Here is a 20,453-nt window from a genome sequence, read left to right on the forward strand (position 1 = left end):
AATGAATCTGGTTTCCAAATTGGAAGAAACGGCATCGCAGAAACCGGAAAAACCAGCTTGTCTGTTTCAAGATCAGTACATGACGTATGAGGAGCTGGCAGGTAAAATCAAAGCATTTGCAAACGGCTTGGAGGACAGGGGACTGAAAAAAGGGGATCATCTCGCGCTGCTGCTCGGAAATACGCCTGATTTTGTTATTGCGTTTTTCGGTGCGTTAAAAGCGGGAATTGTCGTCATACCTGTAAATCCGGCATATACACCTTCAGAAATCGCATACATGCTGAAAAACGGCGATGTCAAAGCGATCGCCGGCATCGACCTTTTAATTCCCGTATTTGAAAGCCTGCACGGCTCGCTGCCGCTGCTGGAGCATATCATTATCAGCCAGACAGCAGAGAACGCTCCATCGACAGAAGACCCTCAATTGCGCTTAAAAATGACAACGTTTACAAAAATGCTTCGCCCGGCGGAGCGCAGCAGAACTTATCCGATATTGTCCAAAGATGATACTGCCGTCATTTTATACACCTCAGGGACGACCGGAAAACCGAAAGGCGCCATGCTCACCCATCAGAATCTTTTCTCCAATGCAAATGATGTCGCCGGATACTTAGGAATGAATGAGAAAGACAAAATTGTGGCGGCATTGCCGATGTTTCACGTTTTTTGTTTAACCGTTTGTATGAATGCGCCTCTGATGAGCGGAGCGTGTGTCTTAATCGAGCCGCAATTCAGCCCGGCTTCTGTGTTTAAACTGATTAAAAGCCGTCAGGCAACCATTTTTGCCGGCGTTCCGACGATGTATAACTATCTGTATCAATACGAGCACGGCAAGGCGGAGGATTTTGCGTCCGTCAGACTGTGCATTTCAGGCGGGGCCTCCATGCCGGTCGCTCTGTTGCAGACATTTGAACAAACCTTTGACGTCACCATTCTGGAGGGGTACGGACTTTCTGAAGCGTCTCCGGTTACTTGTTTTAATCCGTTTGACCGAGGGAGAAAGCCTGGCTCGATCGGGACGAATATTTTACATGTCGAAAATAAAGTCGTCGATACGCTCGGACGCGAATTGCCCGACCATCAAGTGGGAGAATTGATCGTGAAAGGGCCGAATGTGATGAAAGGCTATTACAAGATGCCCGAGGAGACGGAGCACGCGCTGAAAGACGGCTGGCTGTACACGGGTGATTTGGCGAAGCGCGACGAAGACGGTTATTTTTATATCGTCGACAGAAAAAAAGATATGATTCTCGTCGGCGGATACAACGTCTATCCGCGCGAAGTAGAAGAAGTGCTCTACAGCCATGAGGGCATTAAAGAAGCCGTGGTCATCGGCGTTCCTGACGCCAAAACGGGGGAAGCGGTGCATGCTTATATAGTGCCGGGGGACGGTGAGCTAACAGAGCAGGCGGTTTTTGATTACTGTGAAACACATTTGGCAAAATATAAACGGCCGGCGGAAGTGGTTTTTCTTGATGAGATTCCGAAGAACGCGACCGGGAAGCTGCTGAGGCGGGCGGTCCGGGACATGCTTCCGAAATGACGGACGAAAAGCGAAGCCGGGGGCTTCGCTTTTACATGCTGATCCGGTCAGCTCTGCGATTCTTCCTTAATGATGCTTTGCACAAGCTTCGTATCATGCCGGGTCAGTTTGTAATACGTGTTTTTATACTTGTACAGCATATAATTGCCGCCTTCGAGCCACATGCTGAATGAATCGAAACGGTCTTCATGGTATTTGACCGTTCCGTCGTAATCGGGAGATACGCTTTTGGTCAGTTTGACTTGTTTTCCTTGGTTCAAGATATCGAGCATATCTTTTACATTCTGTCTGTCTTTAATTTTGATTTCTTTTTTTCCGTGCTCAGACAGAATAATCAGATCTGCGTTGCTTGATGGAAACACATCGCCGGTCCGGCTGTATACATAGAAGAAAGCAATAACCAAAAGGGCGATTACTACAATAAACGCGATTATTTTTTTCATATTCATCACTCCGTCTTTTAGTCTTTCCCGCTTCCTGTTGTTCCATTCTTTTCTGTTGTGAAAAGATTAACATCCGTTTCGGAGGCTTGGTTCTATTTATTTGCATTTATGCTTACAATAGGAGTAAGTCATCAGGCTAAGGAGGGAGACTTCCATGCGCAAATGGATAGCGGCAGCGGGACTTGCCTATGTGCTGTACGGCCTTTTTTTCTATTGGTATTTCTTTATGACAGGCGACTCCGCCGTCCCGGAGGCCGTAAAGGGAACGAAAGCCGATCCGTCCTCGTTTATGGACCCGGGCCGCCTGGAAGCCGCTGAAAACTTTTCAAATGTAAAGGATTTTTTATTTTTCATCGGTGCGCCGTTAGATTGGTTTTTATTTTTTCTGCTGCTTATTACGGGGCTTGCCAAAAAAATAAAGCATTGGCTGGAAGCAGCGGTGCGCTTTCGGGTGCTGCAAATCGGAAGCTTCGTATTTGTGATTTCACTCATCGTTACGGCGGCTTCGCTTCCGCTTGAATGGATCGGATATCGGGTTTCGCTTGCGTATCATATTTCGACGCAGACAACAGCAAGCTGGATAAGAGACCATGTCATTGATTTCTGGATCAGTTTTCCGCTGTTTGCCGTGTGTGTGCTTGTGTTTTACTGGCTGATCACAAAGCATACAAAAAAATGGTGGTTTTACGCTTGGTGTCTTACTGTGCCGTTTACCCTGTTTTTGTTTTTCCTGCAGCCGGTCGTGATTGATCCTTTATACAATGATTTCTATCCGCTGAAAGACAAGGAGCTGGAAAGCAAAATCTTGTCGCTTGCCGACAAGGCCGATATTCCGGCCAGCCATGTTTATGAAGTAAATATGTCGGAGAAAACGAATGCGCTGAATGCGTATGTGACGGGAATCGGTTCGAATAAGCGAATCGTTTTGTGGGATACGACGCTTAACAAACTGAAGGATCGGGAAATTTTGTTCATTATGGGGCATGAGATGGGGCACTATGTGATGAAGCACGTGTACATCGGACTGGCCGGGTATCTCCTGCTGTCATTAGCCGGGTTCTATATCATTGACAAGCTTTATAAGCGGCTGTCCAAATTCTTCGGCCGAATGCTTCATATAAAGGGGCCTGAAGATCTGGCCGCCCTCCCGCTGTTATTGCTGCTCATATCCGTTCTCAGTTTTGCTTCTGATCCGATTACGAATGCCGTCTCCCGGTATCAGGAAAACGCCGCCGACCGCTACGGCATTGAGCTGACCGGAAACCGGGAAGCGGCGATTGAGACGTTTCAGGACTTGGCCGATACGGGACTGAGCCGGGTCAACCCGCCGTTTCTCGTCAAAATTTTCAGAGGGAGCCACCCGTCGATCATGGAGCGGATTGAACATGCGGAGGAAGAAAAATAATAAAAAAACCGGCGGGGCCATGGCCGACGCCGGTTTTTTTATGTTTTACTGAGCTGCCGCCTGTACGTTGATCAGCCCTTTTCCGTAGTAGAAAGCATCACCAAGTTTTGTAGTGGTGTTTTCTAAACTGCTGCGGACTTGAGTGTTTGTCCAGTTCGGGTGCTTAGAAAGAATCAAAGCAGCCGCTCCGGCAACGTGCGGAGATGCCATTGACGTACCATTGTACGCGCCGTATTTGTTTTCAGGAAGCGTGCTTTGGATAGAGACGCCTGGTGCCATGACATCAAGCTCAGAACCTACGCTTGAGAAAGATGCTCTTTGGTTGCTGCTGTTAACAGCGCCTACCGCAATGACAGAAGGGTATTTACCAGGGTAGCCCACTGTGCTTGAGCCGCCGGAAGTGCCTTCGTTACCGGCTGCCGCAACGACTACGACGCCGGAAGCAACGGCTTTGTCAACTGCCGCTTTTAACGCTGCAGAACCAGAAGGTCCGCCGAGGCTCATGTTAATAACGTCCATATTGTTTGCGATCGCCCACTCAATTCCGTTAATGATCCAGCTGTACTGGCCGGAACCGTCAGCGCCGAGAACTTTTACAGCGTAAAGAGATGCGCTTGGCGCAACGCCTAATACACCGACTGAGTTATTAAGAGCCGCAACTGTACCGGCAACGTGAGTTCCGTGAGAGTTGTAGTCTTGGAAAGGATTTGTTTCAGAAGGAACCATGCTGGCTCCGCCTGCTACTTTTAAATCAGGATGAGAAGAATCGATACCGCTGTCGATAACCGCTACTTTCACATTTGATCCGGTGAAGCCTTGAGAGTGCAGAGCAGGGGCTTTAATTTGTGATACGCCGTAAGGCACGGACTGCGCGTACGCTTTTGCAACGTGATCTTCTTCAACGTAAGCGACGCTTGGGTCTTTTTTCAGCTCTTTTACAGCTTTTTCATTTAATGTAGCTGAAGCTGCGTCTACATATTTGAATTGCTTTTGCACTTTCCCGCCTTTTTCAGAAATGACATCTTTTTTCTTAGCGGCGCTCATCGTGCTCATTGTCTGTTTAAATCCGACAATGTATTTCTTTTCCCCGTTTGATTTCCCTGCCGCCTGGGCAGGAGACGTGCTGCCGAACGCCATCGTAAAGATTAACGCTAAAGCAAACAGCAAACTGATCCATACCTTTTTGCCTCTCACTCTTTATCCTCTCCTTTTTTTCATTTGCAGAACAACCAATAGACAGATTATTCTGTGGATTAATTGTATAGCATGGAATAATATTTTAGTAGACCCAATTTTTTTCAATTTGTTTTATTTCTATTTAGGTATATCATCTCTCTTTCGTTTAATAGGAACCCGAAATATTTAAATTTTAATGGAAAAAACCGATGGAAGGACATGAGTATTTGTACACAGCCGCAATCGCTCTCTTGTTTGCTGGGTCGAACGGTTTGATTCCATTTTCGGAAGCTGCGGCAAAAACAGGATAAATGTCACCTTTTGTTGAATGCAGAAGTCTGATGGAAACGAAAGCGGAATGAAATAAAGCGGCCGGCATGAATCAGTCTTCGGCTTTCTTGACGGAGAAAAGCTGTGAAACCATTTTATAAAAATAATGATAATGAATATCATTGATACTTATATTGTCAATGATATAATTGCGGAAAAACGAAAGAGGGGGAACAGATGAAACAAATTTTCAGTATGCTGATGATCTTATCCGTTCTCTTCATAACGGCATGCTCAGAACAGGAACATGAAACCGCCGTCAGGCACGATCTGGGGACGGCGCATGTGGCTGCGCACCCGCAGCGCGTTGCCGTGTTGAATCCGGGCTTTAATGATATTCTCCATGATCTCGGCATAAAGCCTGTGGCTGCGGCGGATAATCGGACAGAGCGAAACGACGGCAGTCCGTCCGTCGGGCCCCCGTCATATCCCGATTTGAAAAAGATCACTTCGTTAAAGCCCGATCTCATCATTGCAGACTCAAGCCTTCACAGGGGGATATACCGAAAACTGACAAAGATCGCTCCGACAATCGCTTTAAAAAATGAAGCTGCGGATTATCAGGATGCGGTTGACGCTGCCCTTACTATTGAAAAGGCGGTCGGTAAAGATGGCATCATAGAGAAACAATTGTCGGCTCAGGAAGAAAAGCTGAATGACATCAAAAGAAAGCTGGATGCAGAAGGCGGCACGATTTTATTAATTGACGCTGCAAATGACAGCATTTCCGTAAAGGATGATCAGTTTTTTACGTCCCGGCTTTTGACGCTCGCAGGGTTTACCTATGCGGTCCAGACGGATTCCGGCGGGAAATCAGACTCTATCAAAATGACGTCCGGGCAGCTTTTGCATATCGATCCTGATTACATCGTGCTGTTGGACGGTGAGAAAGAACTCGAAAAAAATCACCTCTGGAAACAGCTGACAGCTGTAAAAAACGGACACGTTTACCGCGCGGACAGGGCGGTATGGACGGAGCGCCGGAGCATTGACGGGGCGGACGCAATATTACATGATCTGCAGAAAAAAATGCTCGCCAAAAAGGCCCAAAACTGAATTCGGGCCTTTTTGTTATGATTCTGATAGGTGGCTGCTTACATTGTAATCTTTGATGCGCCATTTATTTTCAATTCGTTCGATATTGCTTAGGCACGCATTGACAAGCTTTGCGTTTTGGATGTCGGTATCACCGTCAGAAATGGCGGACAAGAGGGCATGAATGGCTGCGCCGTGAGCGACGATCAGAACTTTTTGCTCAGGAAACCGCTCCTGAACTTTCACTAAACCGGCAAGCATTCTGTCTGTCAGCTCTTCTGCTGTCTCCATGTTCGGGTAGTTTTTATCCGGGTAGCGCTTCGACCGTTCCAGTAAAGACATTCCTTCCGCATCACCGTAGCTCCGTTCTCTGAAATCTTCCATGACGACAATGGGAAGATTCAAAAACCCGTTAATAATGTCAGCTGTTTTTCTGGCCCGTTTCATCGGGCTTGAGACGATGACATCCCATTCGGACCCCTTTAAGTACTCTCCTGTTTCTTTCGCCTGACGCTCTCCCGTCGCATTTAACGGAATATCCGATTTGCCTTGAAGCTTCTTTTGGGCATTCCAATCAGTCTCTCCATGTCTTACTAAACAAACGGCAGTCATAAAGTCTCCACTCCGATCATTTTTTATCGATATCATCTATTATACTGCCGTTACGTTAACACTTCAAAGAGAAGCGCCAGTCCGACTCCGCCTCCGCTACCGATCGCTGCTGCTGCGTAGCGGGCATCCGGGCGTCTTTTTGCTTCATAAAAAAGCCGGGTGACAAGCGCCGCCCCGGAAGCCCCGTACGGATGCCCGACGGCCAGAGCGCCGCCCCTGACATTTATTTTAGAATACGGCACTCGAAGCTGCTGTGAAAAAACGCATATTTTGACGGCAAACGCCTCGTTGATTTCGTATATATCAATATCATCCGGTGACAGGTCACGTTCCTTCAAAAGCTTTTTGACGGCATAAACCGGAGCTGCTGACGGATAATGCGGATGGACCCCGCTTACCGCACTTCCGATAAAACGCAATCCCGGCTTTAAACCGAGAGACCGCGCTTTTTGTTCTTCCATCACACAAACTGCCGCCGCCCCGTCAGAAATTCCGCAGCTGTTGGCGGCGGTGACAGAGCCTCCGGACTGAAAGACGGGCTTGGCACGGGAGATGAGAGGCTCCATGTTCCGCTTTTTCAGCATGTTTTCGTCAGCGGCGAATCCGTGACAGGGAAGAATTTCCCGGCGGTACAAGCCGTCTTCGTGCGCTTTGACGCTCCGTTCATAGCTGAGAAGGGCATATTCGTCCTGCATCTTTCTCGTTACGCCGTAAGCCTGTGCCGTATACTCGGCCGCTATGCCCATATCAGGATCGCCGATGTGTTCAGGAGAAAAGCGCGCCCGGGATGAGAAAGGGGAACGGCTGCTGCTCTCCGCTCCTCCCGCGATGTACGTGCTCCCCGCGCCGGCTTTGACAAAGTGGCACGCGACCCTCACGGCGTCCAGTCCGGAGCCGCACTGCCTGTCGATGGTCGTACCGGACACGCTCAAAGGAAGTCCGGCGGCCAAGGACGACAGCCGGGCGAGATTCCCGCCGCGGCCCGTCGCGTTTCCGATCAGGACTTCATCAATGTCTTCGGGCATGTTCCGGCTCAAATGGCGGATCAGCGGAGCTGCCAAATCTTCTGGGAGACAGTCTTTTAACAGGCCGTTTTCCCGGGCGAAAATTGTCCGTTTCGCATCCGTAATTACAGCTTCCATTCCATCATGTCCTTTGCCTGCTTTTGTACGGCGGCACGGGCGATCTTTCCGCCGGCTGTTTCCGGTATGTCTGAGAACAGCCATTTTTTCGGGATTTTATATGCCGCCAGCTGCTCGCGGCACTGTTTCTTCAGTTCCTTTACATTTGCATGTCCGTCGATCACCGCAACGGCGATGCTGCCCCAATAATCATCAGGAATGCCGATGACGGCCGCTTTTCTGACGCCCGGACAGCGGTTGAGCACACGTTCTATCTCTTCCGGGAATACATTCAGGCCGCCTGATACGATCATCCCGTTTTCACGTCCTTCGATATAAAGATAGCCTTCACGATCGATATATCCCATGTCATCAACCGTCATCCAGCCGGAATCATCAGGTTTTGCGCCGTTGATGTATCCGGAGAATTTCATCGGGCTGTTCACAAAAATCTTCCCCGTTTCGCCCGGCATGCAGCGTTCTCCGCCGGGCCGGCGGATTTCGATTGTAACATTTTCAAACGGGCGGCCCGCCGCGTCAGGCTTTCGGGCGCTGTCTTCAGGCGATAAGAACGCCACGAAACTCAGCTCGGACGTTCCGTAAAAATCGTACAACCGCAGATGGGGATAGCGCTCTGACAACGCTTGTTTAGACGAAGCGGGCCAGTCTGCACCGGAAGAAATCACCTTGAGCGGTGTATCCGGAAACGACTCTAGTGAGAGCAGGGCGTCCGTCATTGTCGGAACGGTATATAGAACGTCAGCTTGTCTGAGCCGGCCTTTCATTCCGGCCGGATTGAATTTTCTTTGAAGGATGACGGTTCCGCCGATAAACAAAGTGCTGACGGCGCCGTATAAAAAGTGTGACGAGCGAAGCGTGCCCGGTACCAGCACTTTGTCATCAGGGGAAATGCCGAATTCACGTTTCGTACAAGAAAAGCTCTCCAGCCACGAACGGTGAGAGCGGGTGAAGGCTTTCGGCTTACCGGTCGATCCCGAGGTGAATCCGGTATAAAAGGGCAGGCCGGCGTTTTTGATAAAAGCGCCTTCCGTTTTTTCCGCCTCGATCAAAGGCCTGCATTCATCCCACAGGATGACAGGCGTTTTGACGCCGTCCAGTCTGCCGCTCAGCCGGCGGTCACAGATGACGAGGCCGGTTTTGCTGATGTGCAGCTGGTCCGCGAGTTCCGCCGCTGCCGAGCGGGGATCTAACGGAACCGCCGTGCAGCCGGCATGCGCCGCCCCTGCGAAAAGTTGTAAAAATGGGATGCCGTTCGGCAGTAATATTGCAATGTTTTCCGGCTTACCTGAAAGGCTGCCAAGCCAGTTTGCGGTTTGGTTAACCAGCCTGTTCCAAGTTTGATAGGTGATCTGTTCTGTTTCTGTCTGAATTGCGATCTGTTCCGGCGCTTGTCCGGCTGTATCTGAATATGATGATGTAATCATGATGACTAAAATCAGCTTCCTTTCGTCGGCAAAAGCCGGCTTGCTTGAAGAGTTTTCCTGATTCTTACGGCTGCGAATGAGGCTGCGGCCGCTTTAAGCAGATCTCCGGGCACATAGATGAGGCTGAGCTTTACGGCAGTTAAGATATCAATGTGCATCATAAAAGCCTGAACGGGAATGCCGATGACATACAAAAACAGCACGCCGAACAAGAACTGTCTGATAAACAAATGGGGGACAGCAGCTGAGCGAAGGCCTTGGATGCTGAGGCTCAGCAGTAATGCCGCCAGCGGATATGCGATGAGGTATCCGGCGCTCGGCCCGAAAAAAACCCCGAACCCGCCTCTGCCGCCTGAAAGGAGAGGCGCTCCGCATGCCACAATCAGCAAAAACAGCAATTGGCTTAAAAACGCCGCTTTCGGTTTTAGGATGCTTCCCGATAAGAGCACTCCGATCGTCTGGAGCGTAATCGGAACCGGCGTAAAGGATAAGAAAAGCGGCGGGAGCAGCCCCAAAAGTCCCATAATGGCGGTAAACACGGCAATATGCATCATTTCTGTCAATTTCATAATGTATTCCTCCAGCTTATCAAAATATGTTTATACAATAAAGCGAGTCTTTATATATGTCAACTCTATTATATTTTAAGTTAACATTAAAAAGACCGGCCCTTTATGAAAAAGGCCGGTCGGTTTATCTTTATTCTTCTGTAAGGATAACAAGTGAATCAACGGATGATGCAACGTGGGAAACGGCGCGGCTGACTTCTTGAAGACCGCCGAGAAAGGCCTGCAAATCAACGTCGATTTTGCCTGTCTGGTCTTTGCTCGTTTTCATGCTTTGGACGATGTCATCAAACAGACGGTTGATCTGCGCCATTTTTTCTTTCGTTTCACTTACAAGTCCGTTTACATCTTTAATATGTTTGGACACGATGTTGATTTGTGTATTGGTATTGTTCACGAGCTCTGATACGGTGGAAACGGTTTTTTTCGTATCCTCTGAAAGCTTTCTTACCTCCGTCGCCACAACGGCGAACCCTTTGCCGTGCTCCCCGGCTCTCGCGGATTCTATTGAAGCGTTGAGTGACAGGAGATTCGTTTGCTCGGCGATCCCCGTCACGATGCCGAAGATTTTTTCGATCTGCTGGGCGATGTCATTCAGCTTGTCCATTTCTTCTTCAATCTGCAGAAGGCTGGCGTCGATTTTATTCATCTGCTGCTGCTGGCTTTCAAGCTCTTTTTTCCCGCCGATTGATTTTTCTTCGACATGTACGGAAGTGACGGTGCCGGCTTTTGACGCCTCGGAAATGCCCTCGGATTTATCGACCAGCTCCTGCACGGCTCTGCTCGTTTCTGAAAACAAATCAGCGAGTGATCCGGATGTTTCCTGGATTTTTTGATGAAGACGGGCTTTCTTTTCCTCTTGTTCGTCACGCTGGCAGTTATATTCAGTCTGGAATGCTTCAAGGACGAGCTGCTGTTCAAGATTCAATATTTTCGTCGTCGCTTTGATCGCTTTTAAAAGCTCATGCAAATCCGGAATGGTTGCTTCATATATGTTCATCATCGACAGAAGCAGATCCTGGAACGCTCCCATATACCATTTCGGTTCAAGGCCGATCCGCAAATGGATGGAAGCGATGCGCTGTCTTTTTTCAATGAATTCATCATCAATCGTGCCGGCAAACATCTCATGGATATGACGCCGTAATGTTTTTTTCAGGCGCTCGACCGTGCTGTGGTCGTTAATGATCGTCATTAATGATTTTTCGTGATCCAGGTTTCGGTAAAAGGAATCGACGATTGTTGAGATATGTTCTTTAATTAACGGCTGCAGCTCTTCAAGCACATGAAGTTCTTCGTTTCCAAGCCTGACCATTTTCAGCTGTTTTTGGACATCTGCATATTGATTTGAAAGCGCGATGCGTTTTTTTCCATCGGCTTCCGAAAAATAAGCTGTTTCTTTTTTGCGGTCTTTTTTAAATAACAATATAAGTTCCCCCAGATATTCTCTTTTTCTTTTTATCGGTATGGAAGGAACTTGAATGAAGGAATCTGATAAAAATATTTTAATGCAAAAAAATAAAACCATTCGTACAGAATGGTTTAGTTAATCTTGGCTGAGGCGCTTCAGCGGCTTGATGGCGGGACCTTCGGCAACCCCGCCGTCGGGTGTGAACCGGGACCCGTGACAAGGACAGTCCCACGTCCGTTCGCCGTCATTCCATTCGACCTCACAGCCCAAATGGGTGCATGTCGTATCGACAAGATGCAGACAGCCTTTTTCATCTTTATAGGCGCCGGCCCGTTTGCCGTTTACCGTTACGATTTTTCCCTCCCCGGGCCGAAGAGTCTCAGGTGAAGCGTCCGGCCTCTCAAGTTTGCCCGAGATAAGGTGTTTGGCCACGTCGGCATTATAGGAAATCAGTTTTTTCAGTCCCGGATCTGCGTGGAAGCGTGACGGAATAAACAGGCCGGAAAACGGGTTCTTTTTGTTTTGAATATGATCAGCCAAAAGCTTCGCGGCGAGCGCTGAGCTTGTCATGCCCCATTTTTTAAAACCGGTCGCCACCAAAATATGTTCTTCATCTCCCGAGATGGGACCGATGAACGGAATTTTATCAATGGTGACTAGGTCTTGTGCAGACCAATGATATGGGATGCTTTCAACCCCGATTGTGTCTTCCGCAAATTGTTTCAGCGCTTCGTAATGCTCGGACATTTCTTTTCCCTGGCCTGTTTTGTGGCTTTCGCCGCCGACAAGAACCAGTTTTTCACCGTTCAAATCGGTGTATCGCAGTGATCTGGACGGCTTGTCTATGCTGAGATACATCCCGTCCGGATACGCTTGTTTCGGTTTTACCGCGAGTACGTAGGATCTGCTGGCATACATTCTGGCGGCGTAAAGCCCGCCTCCGTCATAAAAAGGAAAGTGGGAAGAGCAGACAATATAGCTGCACTTGATGCCGTGTCTGTTTTTCGTGACCACTTCCGGCTGCGGTTCTTTTTTTATGTCGATCGCAGCCGTCTGTTCAAAAATCCGCGCCCCGTTTTTAACGATCTCTTTGACGAGCGCCGCGCCATATAAAAGCGGATGGAATTGCGCCTGATTCTTCATGGCGAGACCGAGCCTGCAATCAACGGGGACGGGAAGTTCTTTCACAAGCTCGTGTTCAATACCGAGCTTGGTATAAGCTTCCTGCTCACTGCGGATTTTTTTGACGCCTGATTCTGTATTGGTGTAAAGATATGCGTCTTGTTCAATCAGTCTGCAGTCAATCGAAAGGTCCTTGATGATCTGCTTCATGTCTTCCATGGCGCGGAGATGGGCTTCGAAATACAGCCTTGCGCTGGTCAGGCCGATCTGCTGAATAAGATCGGCATAGATGAAATCATGCTGGGCGGTGATTTTTGCGGTCGTTCCCGCGGTCGTCCCGTTTAAAATCCGGTCTGCTTCAATGACAGCGACACGGAAACCTCTTTTCGTCAGTTCGTATGCCGTTGTCAGGCCCGTAATTCCTCCGCCGATAATCGCAACGTCACATTCCGTATCTTCAGTGAGGGCGGGAAAGGAAGGAATGTCAGCTGTTGCTTTCCAATAGGAAGCCGGTTCCTCGTTTGAAAAAGTAGTCAATTCAGATTTACCTCCTCTGTTGTATATTCTTAATTTTTCCAATAAGACTCTGTTCATACATGAAATTCGTATAAGATGCTCAAATTACTCATAATATAGTAATTAATGTAAAGGAGTGATCAAAATGGCTAACCAGAAGAAGAAAACCTTGCCGCCGCAGCATCAAAACCGGCAGCCGGGCTTTGAATATGTAATGGACCCGCGTCCCGTTTTTGACAAACCGAAAGCGGCGAAAAAACTTGAAGGGAAAACGGCGATCATCACGGGCGGAGACAGCGGGATCGGCCGCGCCGTATCCGTTTTATTCGCGAAGGAAGGCGCTAATGTGGTCATCGTTTACTTTGATGAGCATCAGGATGCCGAAGAGACGAAGCAATATGTAGAAAAAGAGGGGGCGAAGTGTCTGCTGATCGCAGGGGATGTCGGCGACGAAGCCTTTTGCAACGATGTCATCCGCCAGGCGGGCCAAGCCTTTCCTTCCATTGACATCCTGGTCAACAACGCGGGTGAGCAGCACGTGCAGCCGGGGATTGAGAAAATCACGAGCCACCAGCTCATCAGAACGTTTCAGACGAATATCTTTTCAATGTTTTACTTAACGAAAGCCGCGCTCCCTCACCTGAAAAAAGGAAGTTCAATCATTAATACGGCCTCTATTACCGCCTATAAAGGCCACAAAACATTGATTGACTATTCAGCGACAAAGGGGGCGATCGTCACGTTTACAAGATCTCTTTCCCAATCTCTTGTCACTCAGGGCATCAGGGTAAACGCAGTGGCGCCGGGGCCGATCTGGACGCCGCTGATCCCGGCGAGCTTCTCGGCGAAGGAAGTGGAAGTCTTCGGCTCAGACGTGCCGATGCAGCGCCCGGGAGAGCCTGTTGAAGTGGCGCCGAGCTATTTGTACTTAGCAAGCGATGATTCTTCCTATGTCACGGGACAGACGATTCATGTGAACGGCGGCACCATCGTAAACGGATAATGTAAAAAAAGCCAATCCATATGGATTGGCTTATTCACTCTGTTTAAGTGCTGCATATTCTTTTGAAAGCGTGAGGAACGCTTCTTTATTTTTATCATCAAGCGCCTTATTAATCTGCATGGTCAGCATGGCGAGCCGGCGTTTATACAAGGATTCATCAAGCACCATTTGAATGTAAATATCGGCCATTGTCACATCGAATTCGTTTGCTATTTGCGTGTTGCGGGACTTCATGAGCTCAGTGTACGACTTTTTCTCTTTCATAAAGAATCCCCCCAATGCCTTTTTTATAGTATATGGATAACGGCCGGAAAAATCAATTAATTTTTATAATCTTTAGACAACTAATACTTGGAAATATATCGACATATCCTGCAAATTGACGAAAAAACGAAAATGATCATCGTATAAATGAGGTGAAACGAAAAAGAAAAACAATATTTAAATAGTAAGTTAAGACTAAATTACATCTTTAAAAGGTGATTTTTAGCTATATTCAAAAAAAACCTGTCGTTTTCCAATGACAGATGATAGATTATTAGTATAAATTTTCAAGAAAAGGATTGGAGGCTGCACATTATGTGCCAGAAAACACATGCACCCTTAGAAAGCTACGAAGTAAATCGTTCAACCATCGCTGTTTTGCCTGAGGAAATAGACGGTAAAATGGGGTCGAAGGTCATTGAAAAAGACTGCATTCTGTATGTCAGCATGAAGCCGATTCACATCATCGACAGAAGCTGCCGCTACTTTGGCTCCAGCTATGCCGGGAGAAAAGCGGGAACATATGAAGCGATTAAAATTTCTCACAAGCCGCCGATTATGGTGGACCCTTCAAATCACATCTTTTTATTCCCTACACTTTCTTCTGCAAGGCCTCAATGCGGCTGGATATCTCATGTGCACGTTAAAGATTTTCAACCGACGGCATTTGATGACACAGCGGTCACGTTCTCAAACGGCAAAACGATGGAACTGGAAGTATCCTATCATTCTTTTGAAAATCAGGTTTACAGAACCGCCTATCTCAGAACCACTTTTCAGGACAGGATGGGCAGTCATGTCCCGAAGCGGCAGGAATTCATGCTGTATCCGAAAGAAGAGCGGACAAGAATGATCTACGACTTTATTTTGCGGGAGCTGGGGGAGAGATATTAGAGAAAGCTGTGATGTGAAGGGACGGGTCCTCTCCTTTTGGGGAGGGCTTTTTTCGATTTACATGCCCGGGCAGAGTTGTATCGTGTCCGTCTGTTGGCTATGATGATGTAAAGAGTAATGATATTTCATTTTAGGAGAGATGGGCATGGATGTGTTTGCAAAATATGTATCAGGAATCGATAACCCGGATCACCGTCTCAAAGCAGAGGAAATTTTGTCGTGGACGGCTGGCCAATTTCCGAACTTAGAAGCGCAGATCAAGTGGAACAAACCGACATTTACCGATCACGGCACCTATATCATTATGTTTGCCGCGGCAAAAAATCATTTGAGCATTTTACCTGAAAAAGAGACGATGGAGCATTTTGCCGATGACATCGCTCAAGCCGGGTACAGCGCTTCTTCGCGCCTGTTCAGAATTCGATGGACTGATCCGGTGCACTATGATCTGCTTAAGAAGATCATCGAATTTAACATCAAGGAAAAAGCTGAAAATCCGGGGTTTTGGCGCTAGCGGACGTGATGTTGAAGGAGGAAGACATGGACGTTTTCAAAGACTATTTATCAAGTATCGACAGCCCTGATCATCGTCTGCGAATGGAGGAAATTCTGTCGTGGACGGCTGACCAATTTCCGAACTTAGAAGCGCAGATCAAGTGGAACACGCCGATGTTTACCGATCATGGCACCTTTATTATCGGCTTTGCGGCAGCAAAGCATCATGTAAGTGTTTCCCCCGAAGAAGCTGGAATTGCGCATTTTGCCGAGGACATTGCCTGTGCCGGCTACAGCGCTACTTCCCGTTTGTTCAGAATTCAATGGACTGAACCGGTGCATTATGAGCTGCTTGAACGCATGATTCAATTCAATATTCAGGATAAGGCGGACTGCTCAGCATTTTGGCGGAAATAATGAAAGAAATGTTAAAAAAACAACCCTGAGGAGGGCTGTTTTTTTATTGGAAACACATGATCAGCCCATTTTAATCAAGAAGCAATGGATGACGTACTATAAAAAATAAGGAGTACGAAGCAGTGAATGAATTTTATAAGGCGTTAACATATGTAAATAAAATTTTTTATGAACCAAATCACTTAACGATACATGATATTCAAGAAGAAGCTCAAAACTCAGAGTATGGGGCCGGTATGTTTCAACTGCATTCAAAATCAGTTCGATTCAGAGTCGCAAAAATAACGCCTAACAAGATAGGACAGTTTGTTGCTTTTTGGGAAAAAGATGGAGATGGTAAAAACCAAGCCTTTTCATATGAAAAAGCTGCTGATTTATTGGTTATCAATACTTTTGCCAGTAATAATCATTTTGGACAATTTGTTTTTCCAAAAGAAGTTCTTGTAAAGCAAAATATCCTTAAAACAGCCGCTACAAAAGGAAAAATGGCAATTAGAGTTTACCCTGAATGGGAAAATCCCACTAGCAAACAAGCTATCGAAACACAAAAATGGCAGTTGGCATATTTTGTTGAGGCGAACGATGCAGATCGTTTTCCAGCACAAGACCTGTTAAAGCTATATTCTAACTAAAATTGGACAGCCCTGAGCCGGCTGACAGTATGTGAAGTTAACCGGTGCGTGAGTTGGAGAATAACGGGGAACCTCAACAAATGAGGTTCCTCTAATTGTTATATAGAAATCGACATTTTGAATGTAACAGAGTTTGTTTATTAAACGTAATCCGAAAAATAAGGGATTTGCGTATCCGGCAGACCCTCACGAAACGCACGATGACAGAAATCGTGCGTTCAACATTCTTTATTTGACGACAGACATGCTGACGCTGCTGCCTGACACTGTCAATTTGGCAAAATCCTGTGTATCAATCACAGGTGTGACTGCTTTATTGTCAATCGTGATGTTCGTAAAGGCTGTTGAGAAGTTTGATTTGATGTAAGGGCGCTGATCCTCTGATGTGACCGCGACGGTGGCGAGCGCTTTCCATTTTGAGACAGAGCCTACATTTGTTTGGGCGAGTTCTGAGATGACGCGGCCGGTGTATCCGTCATTATTCGTGCCCCAATATGTGGCGCGGGTATTGCCGTTCAGATTTTTGTAAATGGTCAGCTGTACGGTGCTGCCGGGCCGGAAGCCTTTCGTATAGGTGAATTGGCTTTCTCCTTCCAGATACCGGACCTGGCCTTGTCCCTTTGAACCGACTTTCATGATCGGTTTCCATACATGATAGGTGTCACTGTACTGAAGCCCGATATCAGCCTCTGTGCCTCCGGTAAATCCTGAGTAAATATAGGCTGTACCATTTGACACCTGAATCGAGCTAGGAAGCTGAATTTTCGTGACGAGTACAGAACCCGTGCTGTTCAGGTAGGCCCTTCCGCCGATTCCTTTGCTGAGCTGGGACGCCGCTTCCGCCGTATTGGGATTGATCAACCCCGGAATTTCCGCCGTACATGTGCCGAATAGAACGGCTGTAGTGAGCACACCCGCAAAAAGCCCTTTTTTCATCATCATTTCTCCTCCTATCATCATAGTCAGATCGCGCTATCAATTCATATTATAAAAGGTTTTGGGAAAAATTCCATAAAAGATATACAGTCGGACGTAAATTAAAACTATTTTCCTATTTATCTTGTAAATGGAGATTATTTGAACTATGATATGTTCAGCAATACCGCATAACTCAGGAGAGGGGATAGGATAGAGATGAAAAAGACGGCAGCTGTGCTTTTGTCTTTCGGTCTTGTGTTCGGATGTTCATACGGAGCGGGGCAGACGGCAGAAGCGAAAACAAAGGTGAAAACGTATCAAAACTGCAAGGCGCTGAATAAGGTGTATAAGGGCGGCGTGGCCAAATCGTCGAAAGTGAAAAACAAGGGCGGCAGAACAAAGTACAAGCCGTATGTATCAAAAGCGCTTTACAATGCAAATAAAAGACTTGACCGAGATAAAGACTATATCGCATGTGAGAAATAAAAAAACAAGCCTCTTTAAAGAGGCTTGTTTTTTAAATGGATTCGGCGGTGACGGCGGTTCCGTATCCGATTAATTCGGATGTGTTCTGTCCTGCGGTCAGTTCGAACCGCAGGCCGACGATGGCGTTTGCTCCGAGCTGCTCCGCCTCTCTGATCAGCCGCTCTTTCACCGCTTTTTTGGAGTCTTCCAGCATTTCAGTATAGCTTTTCAATTCGCCGCCGACGACAGATTTTAAGCCTGCAAGCAAGTCTTTGCCGATGTGTCTGGACTGGACGATACTGCTTGTCACCAAGCCTTTCACTTCCGTAATCTGTTTTCCGGCGACGGTTTCGGTCGTTGTCATGATCATGCGTTTTTCCCCTTTCGTGTATCTTACCGCTATCTTACCATTTAAGCCGCCTTTTCGGCTGCGCTGATTTGTTTTTTTCTGACTGCGGCGCTGACTGCAAACATGACGGCAATGTTCAGAACCAGTGCGATGATGCCTGTATTCATATCCTTAACGATCTGCGGAAGAAACGGAAAGAGGGTTCCGATGGTTGATTCGGTCAGCGTAATGAAAGCCACCGTTCCGACCCCGGCCGTTATGCCGGCAAAAGCGCCGTGGCTTGTGATGAAACGCCGCTTCGGCAGGCTGAATAAGAGGGCGGGGAAAAGCTGGGTGACAAGGCTGTAGCCCATTAAAAGCAAGGTGACGATGGTATTTCCGCCTTTCAGCGTAAAATATACGGATATCAGCGCGATGACGGGTACGGCGTATTTCGCGAGCCGTGAGACTTTTTCGTCAGTCGTGCCGGGCAGAATGGCTTTGTACACATTTTTGGCGAACAGCGTGCTTGAGGCCATTAATATCATTGAACCGGGTACAAGCGCCGTCAGAATGCCCGCCGATCCGATCAGTCCGACAAACCAGGGATCAAAGGTTTTCACAGACAGCTTTAATAAGGCGAGATCCGTGTCCGTCCCTTTTAAACCGGGCACCTGCAGAATCGCCGCAAATCCGGTAAAGATGACAAACAGCAGGACGAGCTGATAAAGAGGCATGATGATTGCGTTTTTCCGAAACACCCGCGGATGCTCCGCCGAATAGGAAGCGGCAAATGTATGGGGCCACATATAAAAGCCGAGGGCGGTCAGCAAAACCGTTGAGCTGAACCAGGAAACACTCTGTCCGGTTTCCGGCAGCGTGAGAAAACCGGGTTTTGCGGCGTCAATTTGTTTGAACATCTCCGTAAATCCGCCATAGTAATGAATGGGCAGATAAATGCCTAAATACAGGACGATGCCTAAAATCATGATATCTTTAACGACTGATATCCACGCTGAACCGTGGATTCCTGATATCATCACATAAATCGTGATGGAGACAGCGCCGATCCAGACAGCGGCTGAGGGCGGAATCTGTCCGTATGACGTTGCTGAAACAATTAATCCGAGCCCTTTCAGCTGCAGGACGAGATAGGGGATGAGGGATGCGATGCCGACGAGCGATACGAGAATGCCGAGGAGCGGGCTGTTGTATTTTGAAATGAAAAAATCTGATTGCGACATCAGTTTGTGTTGTTTGGCGTAAGTCCACACGGCTGGCAGAAGCCAATATGACAAAATGTAGGCAAGGCAGCCGTACGCGATAATATAAAAGGCGGGGCCTCCTTTTCCGTAAGCCCACCCGCTTCCGCCTAGGAATGTAAAGGTCGTGTATATTTCTCCCGCCATTAATAAAAAGACAAACATCGTGCCGAAGCCGCGTCCGCCCACCGTCCATTGTTCAAGGTCCATATGTTTTCCTTTTCGGGCCCGGATTCCGAGATATACACAAAACAGGAGCACGGCGGCCATTACGGGAAATGCTGCGTTCATTCCGCCTCACCCGCCTTATTTTCTTTGTCCAATTTGTAAACGGCGGCCATCAGAACGGAAGTCAGCACCGCCCAGATGACGACATACGCGAGAATGAAAGGCATTCCGAAAACATAAGGCGTCACCCGGTTGGCAAATGGAATGCCGGCGAGAATTCCGAAAAAGGGCAGGGCGGCGAGAACATGAATCAGTTTCATAACATTCCTCCTTTTCATTGAAAACAGCGTGTCCCGATTATAAAGAAAATCATGTCGAATGTATAGTGTGAATAGTCTGAAATTTATCAACTGAAAAGGAAAAGCAGTCCCGTCTGCTTTTTAAATGGTCGCAAGAGACAGGTAATATTCTAATAAGGCAGTTACCTGTTCCCTTATTCTCGGGTTGAAATAACGGTGTTTTTCTTCATAGCCGTTAATGGTGCATATATAAAGCGTAAATGCTTCGTCTCTTTCCGCTTCGTATATTTTAATTTTACGCTTTCTTAACTCTTTTCGAACATCACTCAAATCCTTTTGTGCTAATTTTAAAGAGCAGCTGATAAGCTGTTTATAGGGTTGTTTTAATTTGAACGGGCACGAATCAAGCGCTTCGAGGTCCCGGTTCAGGATGGCAGCCGCCATGGGCAGAAACAGCCCTTTTTCGATGAGATCGCGGGTGCCGCTCCGGATGTCAGGCATAAATACTCCTTCTTTCTTAAAAAAGAGAACGTTTGTTCTTATTTTATACTCGCTTACACGATATTTCAAGTCGGAAAATCTC

Annotated in this window: 23 protein-coding genes and 1 pseudogene; 9 read left to right on the forward strand and 15 right to left on the reverse strand. The window is 47.5% G+C overall.

What is annotated here, in order from left to right; genetic code table 11:
* Position 1 precedes the first annotated feature (1 nt).
* Positions 2-1,543, forward strand: a complete 1,542-nt coding sequence (locus tag NSQ37_RS10735) for a fatty acid--CoA ligase family protein (RefSeq protein ID WP_253613111.1) — start codon at positions 2-4, stop codon at positions 1,541-1,543.
* 47 nt (positions 1,544-1,590) lie between these two features.
* Here the strand turns inward: NSQ37_RS10735 and NSQ37_RS10740 are convergent, their stop codons facing one another.
* A complete protein-coding gene (locus NSQ37_RS10740) occupies positions 1,591-1,986 on the reverse strand; it encodes a hypothetical protein (RefSeq protein ID WP_012117225.1) in 396 nt (131 codons plus the stop codon).
* A gap of 154 nt (positions 1,987-2,140) precedes the next feature.
* On the opposite strand from NSQ37_RS10740, the gene NSQ37_RS10745 reads away from it, so the two are divergent.
* Positions 2,141-3,391: a M48 family metallopeptidase gene (locus NSQ37_RS10745; protein ID WP_012117226.1), complete on the forward strand. Its 1,251-nt coding sequence runs from the start codon at positions 2,141-2,143 to the stop codon at positions 3,389-3,391.
* 45 nt (positions 3,392-3,436) lie between these two features.
* Here the strand turns inward: NSQ37_RS10745 and NSQ37_RS10750 are convergent, their stop codons facing one another.
* Entirely contained in the window at positions 3,437-4,585 is a 1,149-nt protein-coding gene (locus tag NSQ37_RS10750) for a S8 family peptidase (RefSeq protein WP_341123716.1), read from the reverse strand.
* A 489-nt stretch (positions 4,586-5,074) separates the two neighbouring features.
* Between NSQ37_RS10750 and NSQ37_RS10755 the strand changes: the two genes are divergently transcribed.
* Positions 5,075-5,953, forward strand: a complete 879-nt coding sequence (locus NSQ37_RS10755) for an ABC transporter substrate-binding protein (RefSeq protein ID WP_072588957.1) — start codon at positions 5,075-5,077, stop codon at positions 5,951-5,953.
* 15 nt (positions 5,954-5,968) lie between these two features.
* Here NSQ37_RS10755 and NSQ37_RS10760 read toward each other — a convergent pair whose 3' ends face one another.
* The 7 genes and pseudogenes from NSQ37_RS10760 to NSQ37_RS10785 form a co-directional block, all read right to left on the reverse strand.
* Positions 5,969-6,544 carry a histidine phosphatase family protein gene (locus tag NSQ37_RS10760; RefSeq protein ID WP_341123717.1) on the reverse strand — a complete coding sequence of 192 codons (576 nt, stop codon included), beginning with the start codon at positions 6,542-6,544 and terminating at the stop codon, positions 5,969-5,971.
* A gap of 50 nt (positions 6,545-6,594) precedes the next feature.
* The gene (locus NSQ37_RS10765; protein ID WP_043021333.1) at positions 6,595-7,686 is read right to left on the reverse strand and encodes an acetyl-CoA C-acyltransferase; all 1,092 of its coding nucleotides are present in this window, start codon (positions 7,684-7,686) and stop codon (positions 6,595-6,597) included.
* Entirely contained in the window at positions 7,674-9,110 is a 1,437-nt protein-coding gene (locus tag NSQ37_RS10770) for an acyl-CoA synthetase (protein WP_341123718.1), read from the reverse strand. Before NSQ37_RS10770 ends, NSQ37_RS10765 begins: the two co-directional genes overlap by 13 nt.
* 11 nt (positions 9,111-9,121) lie before the next feature.
* Positions 9,122-9,679 (reverse strand): biotin transporter BioY, encoded by a 558-nt coding sequence (locus NSQ37_RS10775; protein WP_003155185.1) that lies wholly within the window; start codon positions 9,677-9,679, stop codon positions 9,122-9,124.
* Between the two features lie 130 nt (positions 9,680-9,809).
* A complete protein-coding gene (locus tag NSQ37_RS21245; protein WP_370529535.1) occupies positions 9,810-10,325 on the reverse strand; it encodes a methyl-accepting chemotaxis protein in 516 nt (171 codons plus the stop codon).
* Between the two features lie 291 nt (positions 10,326-10,616).
* A pseudogene (locus tag NSQ37_RS21250) lies at positions 10,617-11,204 on the reverse strand (protoglobin domain-containing protein); the annotation flags it as partial.
* Positions 11,205-11,222: 18 nt separating this feature from the next.
* Positions 11,223-12,746: an FAD-dependent oxidoreductase gene (locus NSQ37_RS10785; protein ID WP_341123719.1), complete on the reverse strand. Its 1,524-nt coding sequence runs from the start codon at positions 12,744-12,746 to the stop codon at positions 11,223-11,225.
* Between the two features lie 124 nt (positions 12,747-12,870).
* Here NSQ37_RS10785 and NSQ37_RS10790 point away from each other — a divergent pair, with 124 nt between their 5' ends.
* Positions 12,871-13,728: an SDR family oxidoreductase gene (locus tag NSQ37_RS10790; RefSeq protein WP_007610477.1), complete on the forward strand. Its 858-nt coding sequence runs from the start codon at positions 12,871-12,873 to the stop codon at positions 13,726-13,728.
* 30 nt (positions 13,729-13,758) lie between these two features.
* Here the strand turns inward: NSQ37_RS10790 and NSQ37_RS10795 are convergent, their stop codons facing one another.
* Positions 13,759-13,992: an IDEAL domain-containing protein gene (locus tag NSQ37_RS10795; RefSeq protein WP_012117233.1), complete on the reverse strand. Its 234-nt coding sequence runs from the start codon at positions 13,990-13,992 to the stop codon at positions 13,759-13,761.
* 315 nt (positions 13,993-14,307) lie between these two features.
* Here NSQ37_RS10795 and NSQ37_RS10800 point away from each other — a divergent pair, with 315 nt between their 5' ends.
* The 4 genes from NSQ37_RS10800 (at position 14,308) to NSQ37_RS10815 (ending at position 16,430) form a co-directional block, all read left to right on the forward strand.
* Positions 14,308-14,886, forward strand: a complete 579-nt coding sequence (locus NSQ37_RS10800) for a competence protein ComK (protein ID WP_012117234.1) — start codon at positions 14,308-14,310, stop codon at positions 14,884-14,886.
* A 145-nt stretch (positions 14,887-15,031) separates the two neighbouring features.
* Entirely contained in the window at positions 15,032-15,400 is a 369-nt protein-coding gene (locus tag NSQ37_RS10805) for an iron chaperone (protein ID WP_012117235.1), read from the forward strand.
* A 26-nt stretch (positions 15,401-15,426) separates the two neighbouring features.
* Positions 15,427-15,798 carry an iron chaperone gene (locus NSQ37_RS10810; protein WP_015239528.1) on the forward strand — a complete coding sequence of 124 codons (372 nt, stop codon included), beginning with the start codon at positions 15,427-15,429 and terminating at the stop codon, positions 15,796-15,798.
* A gap of 122 nt (positions 15,799-15,920) precedes the next feature.
* Positions 15,921-16,430, forward strand: coding sequence for a MepB family protein (locus tag NSQ37_RS10815; RefSeq protein WP_012117237.1), 510 nt, complete (start codon positions 15,921-15,923; stop codon positions 16,428-16,430).
* A 228-nt stretch (positions 16,431-16,658) separates the two neighbouring features.
* On the opposite strand, the gene NSQ37_RS10820 is transcribed toward NSQ37_RS10815, so the two are convergent.
* A complete protein-coding gene (locus NSQ37_RS10820; RefSeq protein ID WP_085341868.1) occupies positions 16,659-17,369 on the reverse strand; it encodes a YrpD family protein in 711 nt (236 codons plus the stop codon).
* Positions 17,370-17,564: 195 nt separating this feature from the next.
* Between NSQ37_RS10820 and NSQ37_RS10825 the strand changes: the two genes are divergently transcribed.
* Entirely contained in the window at positions 17,565-17,834 is a 270-nt protein-coding gene (locus tag NSQ37_RS10825; protein WP_003155168.1) for an excalibur calcium-binding domain-containing protein, read from the forward strand.
* A 31-nt stretch (positions 17,835-17,865) separates the two neighbouring features.
* Here NSQ37_RS10825 and NSQ37_RS10830 read toward each other — a convergent pair whose 3' ends face one another.
* From NSQ37_RS10830 to NSQ37_RS10845, 4 genes are all read right to left on the reverse strand, one after another.
* Positions 17,866-18,183, reverse strand: coding sequence for a YbjQ family protein (locus tag NSQ37_RS10830; RefSeq protein ID WP_003155166.1), 318 nt, complete (start codon positions 18,181-18,183; stop codon positions 17,866-17,868).
* A gap of 41 nt (positions 18,184-18,224) precedes the next feature.
* Positions 18,225-19,694 (reverse strand): sodium:solute symporter family protein, encoded by a 1,470-nt coding sequence (locus NSQ37_RS10835; protein ID WP_015239531.1) that lies wholly within the window; start codon positions 19,692-19,694, stop codon positions 18,225-18,227.
* The gene (locus tag NSQ37_RS10840) at positions 19,691-19,891 is read right to left on the reverse strand and encodes a DUF3311 domain-containing protein (protein WP_007409181.1); all 201 of its coding nucleotides are present in this window, start codon (positions 19,889-19,891) and stop codon (positions 19,691-19,693) included. The genes NSQ37_RS10835 and NSQ37_RS10840 overlap by 4 nt, the downstream gene beginning before the upstream one ends.
* Before the next feature lie 120 nt (positions 19,892-20,011).
* Positions 20,012-20,371, reverse strand: a complete 360-nt coding sequence (locus tag NSQ37_RS10845; protein ID WP_012117241.1) for a hypothetical protein — start codon at positions 20,369-20,371, stop codon at positions 20,012-20,014.
* Positions 20,372-20,453 lie beyond the last annotated feature (82 nt).

The sequence above is a fragment of the Bacillus sp. FSL P4-0334 genome, from assembly GCF_038004825.1.
In the GTDB taxonomy this organism is placed as follows: Bacteria; Bacillota; Bacilli; order Bacillales; family Bacillaceae; genus Bacillus; species Bacillus velezensis.